Below are 7,857 nucleotides of genomic sequence, written 5' to 3'. Positions count from 1 at the left end.
ATTTCGAACCCGGAAGCTAAGCCTTACAGCGCCGATGGTACTGCAGGGGGGACCCTGTGGGAGAGTAGGACGCCGCCGAACAATCATTGCGAGGAGACCCCGCACCGGGAACGGTGCGGGGTTTTCTGCGTTTGGGGTCAATGGTGGTAGTGGCGGGGCCGGGTCGGTCGACCCCGCGTCTTTTGTGCGTCCTGCCGACCGGCTACAAGCGTCCCGCCGCCTTCAGCGCCAGGTAGGTGTCGGCCAGTGCCGGGGCCAGTTCGTCAGGAGTCGCGTCGACGATCGTCACGCCGTGCCGGCGGAGCTGGTCCGCGGTGCGGTGGCGTTCCGCCTGGGCCCGCGCTGCCGCTGCGGCCTCGTAGACCGCGTCCGTGTTTCCGCGCGCCTGGGCCATCCGGGAGATGTGCGGATCCGCCACCGACGCCAGGACGACGGTGTGGCGCTGGGTCAGCTGGGGCAGGACGGGGAGCAGCCCTTCCTCGATCGGCGCGGCGTCGAGCGCTGTGAGCAGCACGATCAGGGAGCGGCGAGGGGCCGACCGGAGGGCGGTGGCGGTAAGACCGCGTGCGTCGGTCTCCACCAGCTCCGGTTCCAGGGGTGCCATCGCGTTGACAAGGGAAGGCAGTACGTTGCCGGCCGTGCGGCCCTGGACGAGGGCCCGCACCCGACGGTCGTACGCGAGGAGATCGACGCGGTCTCCGGCGCGGGAGGCGAGGGCGGCCAGCAGCAGGGCGGCGTCCATGGACGCGTCGAGGCGGGGGGCGTCGCCCACACGGCCGGCCGAGGTGCGGCCGGTGTCGAGGACGAGCAGGATGTGGCGGTCTCGTTCGGGCCGCCACGTGCGTACGGCGACGGTGGACTGGCGGGCTGTCGCGCGCCAGTCGATGGAACGGGTGTCGTCACCGGGAACGTACTCGCGCAGGCTGTCGAACTCCGTGCCCTGCCCGCGGGTGAGCACGCTGGTGCGGCCGTCGAGTTCACGCAGGCGGGACAGCTTGGAGGGGAGATGCTTGCGGCTGGTGAACGGAGGCAGGACACGTACCGTCCAGGGGACCCGGTGGGTGCCCTGACGGGCGAAGAGCCCCAGGGGGCCGTACGAGCGGATCGTGACGCGGTCCGCCTGGCGGTCGCCGCGGCGGGTGGGACGTAGGCGGGTGGTGACGCGGCGGCGTTCGCCTGCGGGCACCGTCACGCGATGGCGGGAGGCCGTCGTCTCCGTTCCGGGCTGCCAGGTGCTGGGCGGCCAGGCGTCGCGGAGATGGGCTCGGAGCGGTCGGCCGGACGGGTTGCCGACCGTCAGGGTGACGTCGGCGGTGTCGCCCAGGCGCGTGGAGGTCTCGCCGGAGCGGGTCAGGAGCAGGCGTCGTACGGGGGCGGCCAGGGCGAAGTCGCAGGCGCAGGCCGCGGCCAGCGGGGCGTTGACCGCGAGGACGCCAGTCCAGCTGGGGTCCCAGATGCCGATCGGGACGGAACCGATGGCCGCGAGGAGCGCGGCGCGTCCGGTGAAAGCCATCAGCGGGGGACGGGGACGTGGGCGAGGATCGCGTTGATCACGGAGTCCGTGGTCACGCCCTCCATCTCGGCCTCCGGGCGGAGCTGGACGCGGTGCCGGAGAGTGGGAAGAGCCAGGGCCTTCACGTCGTCGGGGGTGACGTAGTCGCGGCCCGTCAGCCAGGCCCACGCGCGGGCCGTGGAGAGAAGCGCCGTGGCACCGCGGGGGGAGACCCCGAGGGTGAGGGACGGCGAGTCGCGGGTGGCGCGGCAGAGGTCGACGACGTAGGCCGTGATCTTGGGGGAGATCGTCGTCCTGGCCACCTCGGCGCGGGCGGCGTCCAGGTCGGCGGCGTTCGCCACGGGGCGTACGCCGGCGGCGCGCAGGTCGCGCGGGTCGAAGCCCGAGGCGTGGCGGGTGAGGACGTCGATCTCGTCCTGCCGGGAGGGGAGCGGGACGGTGAGCTTGAGGAGGAAGCGGTCCAGCTGGGCTTCCGGGAGGGGGTACGTGCCCTCGTACTCCACCGGGTTCTGGGTCGCAGCGACCAGGAACGGCTCGGGGAGCGGGCGGGGCGTGCCGTCGACCGTGACCTGGCGTTCCTCCATGGCTTCGAGGAGGGACGACTGGGTCTTCGGGGGTGTGCGGTTGATCTCGTCGGCGAGGAGCAGGTTGGTGAAGGCCGGGCCGGGCTGGAAGGAGAACTCGGCGGTGCGCGCGTCGTAGACCAGCGAGCCGGTGACGTCGCTCGGCATCAGGTCGGGGGTGAACTGGACGCGCTTGGTGTCGAGCTCGGTGGCGGCTGCCAGGGCGCGGACCAGAAGGGTCTTGGCGACTCCGGGGACGCCTTCGAGGAGGACGTGGCCGCGGCACAGGAGCGCCACGACGAGACCGGTGACGGCGGCGTCCTGGCCGACCACGGCCTTGGCGATCTCGGCGCGCAGGGCCTCCAGGGCGGCGCGGGCTTTGCCCGGGTCCCCGGTCTGCCCGGCGTTGTCAGTGGTCGGGTCCATCATGGACGGCGTACCTCTCTTTCGAGGGCGTCGAGTTGGTCGGCGAGTGCGATGAGGGCCGCGTCGTCGCCGGGCGGCGGGCCGAAGAGGAGGGCGTGCGGGGACTGTCCGTCGCGGTGTTCGCCGTGTTCGCCTTGTTCGCCGTGGAGGTGGGCGGACAGGGCGGGGAGCAGGGCCTCGGGCGTGTGCGCCTGGGTGGCGGGGACTCCTACGAGGGGGGCGAGGCGGGTGCGGGTGGCGGAGCGAAGAGCGGTGGCCGCGCGGTCGCGGGCGCCCGCCTTGCGGTAGAGGCGGGCGCGGCCTTCGGCGGTTTCGGAGGCGCGGATCGCCACGGGGAGTCTTTCCGGCACCAGGGGGCCGAGTCGGCGTGCCCGCCACAGGGCCGCGAGGGCGGCGGCGACGAAGAGCTGCAGGGTGCCCCAGAGCCAGCCGGAGGGGAGCAGGTCGAAGAAGCTGCGCTCGTCGTCCGGGGCCGTGGTGTCGGAGACCGAGGGGAGGTACCAGACCAGGTGGTCGCGGGAGCCGAGGAGCTGGAGGGCGAGCGAGGCGTTGCCGTGCTCGTCGAGGTGGTTGTTGTAGAGGATGTCGGGGGCGCCGAGGACGACCGTGTCGCCCGGGGCTCCCTCCTGGGCGGTTTCTCCGGATGCCTCGGGGATGCGCAGCAGGGTGGCCAGGCGCCGGCTGGGGTAGCAGGCGTCGGCTTCGAGGTGGGCGCTGCTGTAGCGGATGCCGCCGGTGTCGGCGGTGCCCGCACGCCGGGCGGCGGGCAGGTCGCAGTCGGGGGCCAGCGTCGAGTCGAGGCTGAGCGCGGGGTCGGCGGTGACGCCGGGGACGAGACGTTCGACAGCGGGACCGCCCGGAGCCACGAGCACGGTACGGCCGCCGGAGCCTTCGGTCGCGGAGCGCAGCCGCGTCTGCTGATGCCCGGTCAGGAGGTCGGGGACGGCGACCAGCAGGGTGGTGTCGGGACCGGCCGCGGCGCGGGCCTCGTCCAGGGTGGTGACCACGCGTGTGGATACGCCCCGGTCGGCGAGGAGCTCCGCGGCGGCCCGGCTGCCGTAGGGGTCGGCGGAGCGCGGGTCGAGTTCGCCGTGCCGGGCGTCGGAGCGGACGACGGCGATCGCGACGGCGCCGACGAGCAGCACGACGAGGGCGAGCGCGATGCCCCGCGTGCGTGTCCACACCTGGCGTGCGGTGGGCGAGGCCGAGGTGGTGGGGAGCGTGGCCTCGGTGGTCATCCGGCGGCTCCCTGGCGGGCGTTCGGGTCCGTGCTGTCGGCGTTACCGACGGTCGTGCTGTCCGCCGGCTGTGGCTTGCCGCGTTCCAGCGCGCGGTCGAGTTCGGTGAGGCGCCAGTACGACTGCTCGGTACCGGGACGGCCGCCGTATGTGACGTCGTCGAAGTCCCGGGCGGCGGCGCGCAGTCCGGCGCCGTGGGCGGGCAGGGCGCGGCCGGCCTCGACGGCCGCCTCGTCGGCGGTGCGGCCGGGGCGGATGTCGAGGAGGGCGCGTTCCTCCAGGGCACGGACGACGGCCCGCATGCGTTCCTGGACGGCCTGGTTCCAGTGGCCCTGGGCGGCGTGCGCGTCGGCGGCGGCGCGGTGGTCGGCGGCGCTGCGAGGGCGGTCGTCGAAGAGAGCGGGCGCGGAGGCCGCCTGGCGGCGCGGGGTGCCCAGGCGCCACCAGAGGGCGCCCAGCACCGCCACGACGGCCACGATGACGATGACCAGGCCGAGCGTGCCGCCGGGGGTTGCGGAGGCGGCGCTGCTGAACAGGTCGTCGATCCAGTCCCAGAAGGCGTTCAGGGCGCGCTGGAACCAGCTGGGGTCGTTCTCGTGGTACATCCGCTTGGACAGCTCACGCCGCGCGGCCTCCCGCGCGGGGTCGCGCGGGATCGTCACCGGCGGTTCGTCGCCCGAGCGTGACATCGACAGCGCGAAGCTGTCGCCGGCCCGCGCCGGCGCCCGTACGGCGGCGCGTGACAGCACCTCTGTGAGAACTCCCCCCGCCGGGATCACCGCATCAGCTCCCCGGGGTGGTGCCGGGCGCGCCGGTGTCCCGGAGACCGGCGGCACGGGCCAGTTCGAGGTCGAGGGCCTCGCGGCGGATTCGCTGGTCGATGTAGAGCAGCACGGTGACGCCCGCCGTGATCGGGAAGGTGATCATGGAGCCGATCACCGAGCCGATGCCGCTGACGATGAGAAACGTCCAGCCGAGGCCCCCGGTGCCCTCCAGGAAGCCGCCGACGCCGTCGCCGCCGAGGGCCGCCGCGAGGAAGGTGAAGGGGATGATGATGATCGACGTGATGACGTACGCGATGATCGTCGCGAGCAGCTGGATGCCGAAGACCCGCCACCAGGAGCCGCGCACCAGCTTCCCGGAGCGGCTCATCGCCTTCTTGACGCCCTGCTTCTCCAGCATGAGAGCGGCGGACGCCAGCGAGAAGCGGACCATGAGCCACACCGCGACGACGCCGGCCGCCAGGACTCCCAGGACGGTCAGGGCCACGCCCGCGTCGCCGCCTCCCGCGGCCGCGACGAGGAGACCGGGTGCCATGCCGACCGTGACGATGCCGGCGACGATGAGCAGGAGCAGGACGATCAGGCCGAACAGCTTCGGTACCTGGGGGCGGGCGTCCCGCCAGGCCTCGCCGATGGCCACCGGCCTGCCCAGGACGGCGCGGCTGGTGACGGTCGTCAGCAGGGCGGTGGCCAGGACGGTGCCGATCAGGGAGATCAGGAGGATGACACCCGAGCTGATCGTGGTTTCGGCAAGGGCGTCGCCGAGTTCGCTCAGGGTGGCGTCGGGGTCGTTGAGGGCCTCGGTGCCGGTGTCGTCCAGGACCAGGCCCTGGAGCAGCACGACGATGATCTCCGTGAAGACCGCGACGGTCAGCGAGATGCCGAGGACCGTGCGCCAGTAGGTGCGCATGGTGGAGACGGCGCCGTCGAGGATCTCGCCGACGCCCAGCGGGCGGAGCGGGATCACGCCGGGCTTGGCCGCGGGCGGGGGTCCTCCCCAGCCGCCTCCCCAGCCGCCGTGCCCACCAGGGGGGCCGTAGCCGCCGTATCCGCCGCCCTGACCGCCGTATCCGCCCGGACCTCCGTAGCCGCCCCCGGGGGGCGGGGCGCCCCAGCCCTGGTTCGGCGGTGGGGGAGGCGGGGCCTGGTCGGGGCCGGTGGGCGCGGACCACTGGCCGGCGGGCGGCTGCTCCTTGGACCACTTCGTGCCGGGACTCGTCGGTTCCGCGCCCGGCCGGTCCGCGGGCTGCGCGGGCTGATCGGGGCCGCCGGGGCGGTCGGCGGGGCCGGACGCGCCGGGCTCCCGCCCGTCGGACGGGGCGGATCCGGGCGAGGCCCAGCCCGGAGTGTCGTTCATCGTCGCTCCTTCACGGTGCCCGTCCGCGGTCGCGGCGGCAGGTTGGCAGCCATCGTGCCATGGGGCGGTCGGCCGTGGACCGGGCGCGGTATGGGCTGCGCACCTTCAATTGTCCGTCGGGTAGGGGGCAGACTGGCCGCATGGCTGATCAGTACGCGCAAAGCGGCGACGGCAAGCGGCCGGCCGGCATACCGGCTCTTCGCTGGGAGGAACCCCCCGATGGCCCGGTTCTGGTCCTGCTGGACCAGACCAGGCTGCCGGCCGAGGAGGTCGAGCTGGTCTGCACGGACGCGTCCGTGCTCGTGGAGGCGATTCGCTCGCTCGCCGTGCGCGGGGCGCCACTGCTCGGCGTCGCGGGCGCCTACGGTGTCGCGCTCGCCGCCGCCCGGGGCTTCGAGGTGGAGGAGGCCGCGGCCGCGCTGGCGGGGGCCCGGCCCACCGCGGTGAACCTCGCCGTCGGGGTGCGCCGGGCGCGGGCCGCTCACCAGGCGGCGCTCGTGAGGACCGGTGACACCCGGCAGGCCGCCGCGGCCGCGCTGGCCGCGGCGCGGGCGCTGCACCGGGAGGACGCCGAGGCCAGCGCCCGGATGGCCGCGCACGGGCTGGCCCTGCTGGACGAGCTGCTGCCCGCCGGCGGGCACCGCGTCCTCACCCACTGCAACACCGGTTCGCTGGTGTCGGGCGGCGAGGGAACCGCATTCGCGGTGGCCCTCGCGGCGCACCGGTCGGGGCGGCTGCGGAGGCTGTGGGTGGACGAAACGCGTCCCTTGCTGCAAGGTGCTCGCCTGACGGCATACGAGGCGGCCCGCCACGACATGGCGTACACCTTGCTCACCGACAACGCGGCCGGTTCGCTGTTCGCGGCGGGTGAGGTGGACGCGGTGCTCATCGGCGCGGACCGCATCGCGGCCGACGGTTCGGTGGCGAACAAGGTGGGGAGCTATCCGCTCGCCGTGCTCGCGAGGTACCACCACGTGCCGTTCATCGTGGTGGCCCCGGTCACGACGGTGGATCCGGACACGCCGGACGGGGCGTCCATCGAAGTGGAGCAACGCCCCGGATACGAAGTGACCGAGGTCACAGCACCTCAGGTGCCGGTGGCCGGAGCGGGAGGCGGGATTCCGGTGGCACCCCTGGGGACCCAGGCGTACAACCCGGCGTTCGATGTGACTCCGCCCGAACTGGTGACGGCGATCGTCACCGAGGAGGGCGCGGTTTCGCCCGTGACGACCGAGGCTCTCGCCGAGCTGTGTGCCAGGTCACGCCAGGTAACGATTAGCTAATGGGATGATGTCGTTTATGAAGGGACGAGTCCTTGTCGTCGACGACGACACCGCACTGGCCGAGATGCTCGGCATTGTGCTGCGTGGTGAGGGTTTTGAGCCGTCTTTCGTAGCCGACGGTGACAAGGCGCTGGCCGCCTTCCGGGAGACCAAGCCGGACCTGGTGCTCCTCGACCTGATGCTGCCCGGTCGGGACGGCATCGAGGTGTGCCGCCTGATCAGGGCGGAGTCGGGTGTGCCGATCGTGATGCTGACGGCGAAGAGTGACACCGTCGATGTCGTGGTGGGTCTGGAGTCGGGCGCCGACGACTACATCGTGAAGCCGTTCAAGCCGAAGGAGTTGGTGGCCCGTATCAGGGCGCGCCTGAGGAGGTCCGAGGAACCGGCGCCGGAGCAGCTCGCCATAGGCGACCTGGTCATCGACGTGGCCGGTCACTCCGTGAAGCGGGAGGGTCAGTCGATCGCGCTGACGCCGCTGGAGTTCGATCTGCTGGTGGCGCTGGCCCGCAAGCCGTGGCAGGTGTTCACGCGTGAGGTGCTCCTCGAGCAGGTCTGGGGTTACCGGCACGCGGCCGACACCCGGCTGGTCAACGTGCATGTGCAGCGGCTGCGCTCCAAGGTCGAGAAGGACCCGGAGAAGCCGGAGATCGTGGTGACCGTCCGTGGCGTCGGTTACAAGGCCGGACCGAGCTGAC

General features: G+C 73.0%; 7 protein-coding genes and 1 rRNA gene. 3 read left to right on the top strand and 5 right to left on the bottom strand.

From position 1 onward, the window contains the following. Positions 1–81 (top strand): 5S ribosomal RNA (gene rrf / locus ACH4NX_RS31310); the annotation flags it as partial. A gap of 121 nt (positions 82–202) precedes the next feature. Here the strand turns inward: rrf and ACH4NX_RS31305 are convergent. From ACH4NX_RS31305 to ACH4NX_RS31285, 5 genes are all read right to left on the bottom strand, one after another. Continuing rightward, the gene (locus ACH4NX_RS31305; RefSeq protein ID WP_351399836.1) at positions 203–1,513 is read right to left on the bottom strand and encodes a DUF58 domain-containing protein; all 1,311 of its coding nucleotides are present in this window, start codon (positions 1,511–1,513) and stop codon (positions 203–205) included. Beyond that, entirely contained in the window at positions 1,513–2,502 is a 990-nt protein-coding gene (locus ACH4NX_RS31300; RefSeq protein WP_398129571.1) for an AAA family ATPase, read from the bottom strand. The genes ACH4NX_RS31305 and ACH4NX_RS31300 overlap by 1 nt, the downstream gene beginning before the upstream one ends. Beyond that, entirely contained in the window at positions 2,502–3,740 is a 1,239-nt protein-coding gene (locus tag ACH4NX_RS31295; RefSeq protein WP_351399841.1) for a DUF4350 domain-containing protein, read from the bottom strand. Before ACH4NX_RS31295 ends, ACH4NX_RS31300 begins: the two co-directional genes overlap by 1 nt. Beyond that, a complete protein-coding gene (locus tag ACH4NX_RS31290) occupies positions 3,737–4,429 on the bottom strand; it encodes a DUF4129 domain-containing protein (RefSeq protein WP_398129572.1) in 693 nt (230 codons plus the stop codon). Before ACH4NX_RS31290 ends, ACH4NX_RS31295 begins: the two co-directional genes overlap by 4 nt. Before the next feature lie 94 nt (positions 4,430–4,523). Then, positions 4,524–5,879 carry a glycerophosphoryl diester phosphodiesterase membrane domain-containing protein gene (locus ACH4NX_RS31285; protein WP_398129519.1) on the bottom strand — a complete coding sequence of 452 codons (1,356 nt, stop codon included), beginning with the start codon at positions 5,877–5,879 and terminating at the stop codon, positions 4,524–4,526. Positions 5,880–6,019: 140 nt separating this feature from the next. Here ACH4NX_RS31285 and mtnA point away from each other — a divergent pair, with 140 nt between their 5' ends. Together mtnA and mtrA are read left to right on the top strand one after the other, a co-directional pair. Continuing rightward, a complete protein-coding gene (gene mtnA / locus ACH4NX_RS31280; protein ID WP_398129520.1) occupies positions 6,020–7,162 on the top strand; it encodes an S-methyl-5-thioribose-1-phosphate isomerase in 1,143 nt (380 codons plus the stop codon). Positions 7,163–7,166: 4 nt separating this feature from the next. Further along, complete coding sequence (gene mtrA / locus ACH4NX_RS31275) at positions 7,167–7,856, top strand: two-component system response regulator MtrA (RefSeq protein ID WP_193776289.1); 690 nt, start codon at positions 7,167–7,169, stop codon at positions 7,854–7,856. Position 7,857 lies beyond the last annotated feature (1 nt).

Origin of the sequence: Streptomyces sp. NPDC017225, assembly GCF_044331465.1 — a bacterium.
GTDB lineage: Bacteria > Actinomycetota > Actinomycetes > Streptomycetales > Streptomycetaceae > Streptomyces.
The sequence above is the reverse complement of the archived record's forward strand: the minus strand, read 5'-3'. Positions and strand labels throughout refer to the sequence as shown.

Excerpts from the sequence above, each read along its gene's own strand:
- ACH4NX_RS31295 (WP_351399841.1), bottom strand. The coding sequence starts at position 3,740 with ATGACCACCGAGGCCACGCTCCCCACCACCTCGGCCTCGCCCACCGCA.
- mtnA (WP_398129520.1), top strand. The coding sequence starts at position 6,020 with ATGGCTGATCAGTACGCGCAAAGCGGCGACGGCAAGCGGCCGGCCGGC.
- ACH4NX_RS31300 (WP_398129571.1), bottom strand. The coding sequence starts at position 2,502 with ATGGACCCGACCACTGACAACGCCGGGCAGACCGGGGACCCGGGCAAA.
- ACH4NX_RS31305 (WP_351399836.1), bottom strand. The coding sequence starts at position 1,513 with ATGGCTTTCACCGGACGCGCCGCGCTCCTCGCGGCCATCGGTTCCGTC.
- mtrA (WP_193776289.1), top strand. The coding sequence starts at position 7,167 with ATGATGTCGTTTATGAAGGGACGAGTCCTTGTCGTCGACGACGACACC.
- ACH4NX_RS31285 (WP_398129519.1), bottom strand. The coding sequence starts at position 5,879 with ATGAACGACACTCCGGGCTGGGCCTCGCCCGGATCCGCCCCGTCCGAC.
- ACH4NX_RS31290 (WP_398129572.1), bottom strand. The coding sequence starts at position 4,429 with ATGTCACGCTCGGGCGACGAACCGCCGGTGACGATCCCGCGCGACCCC.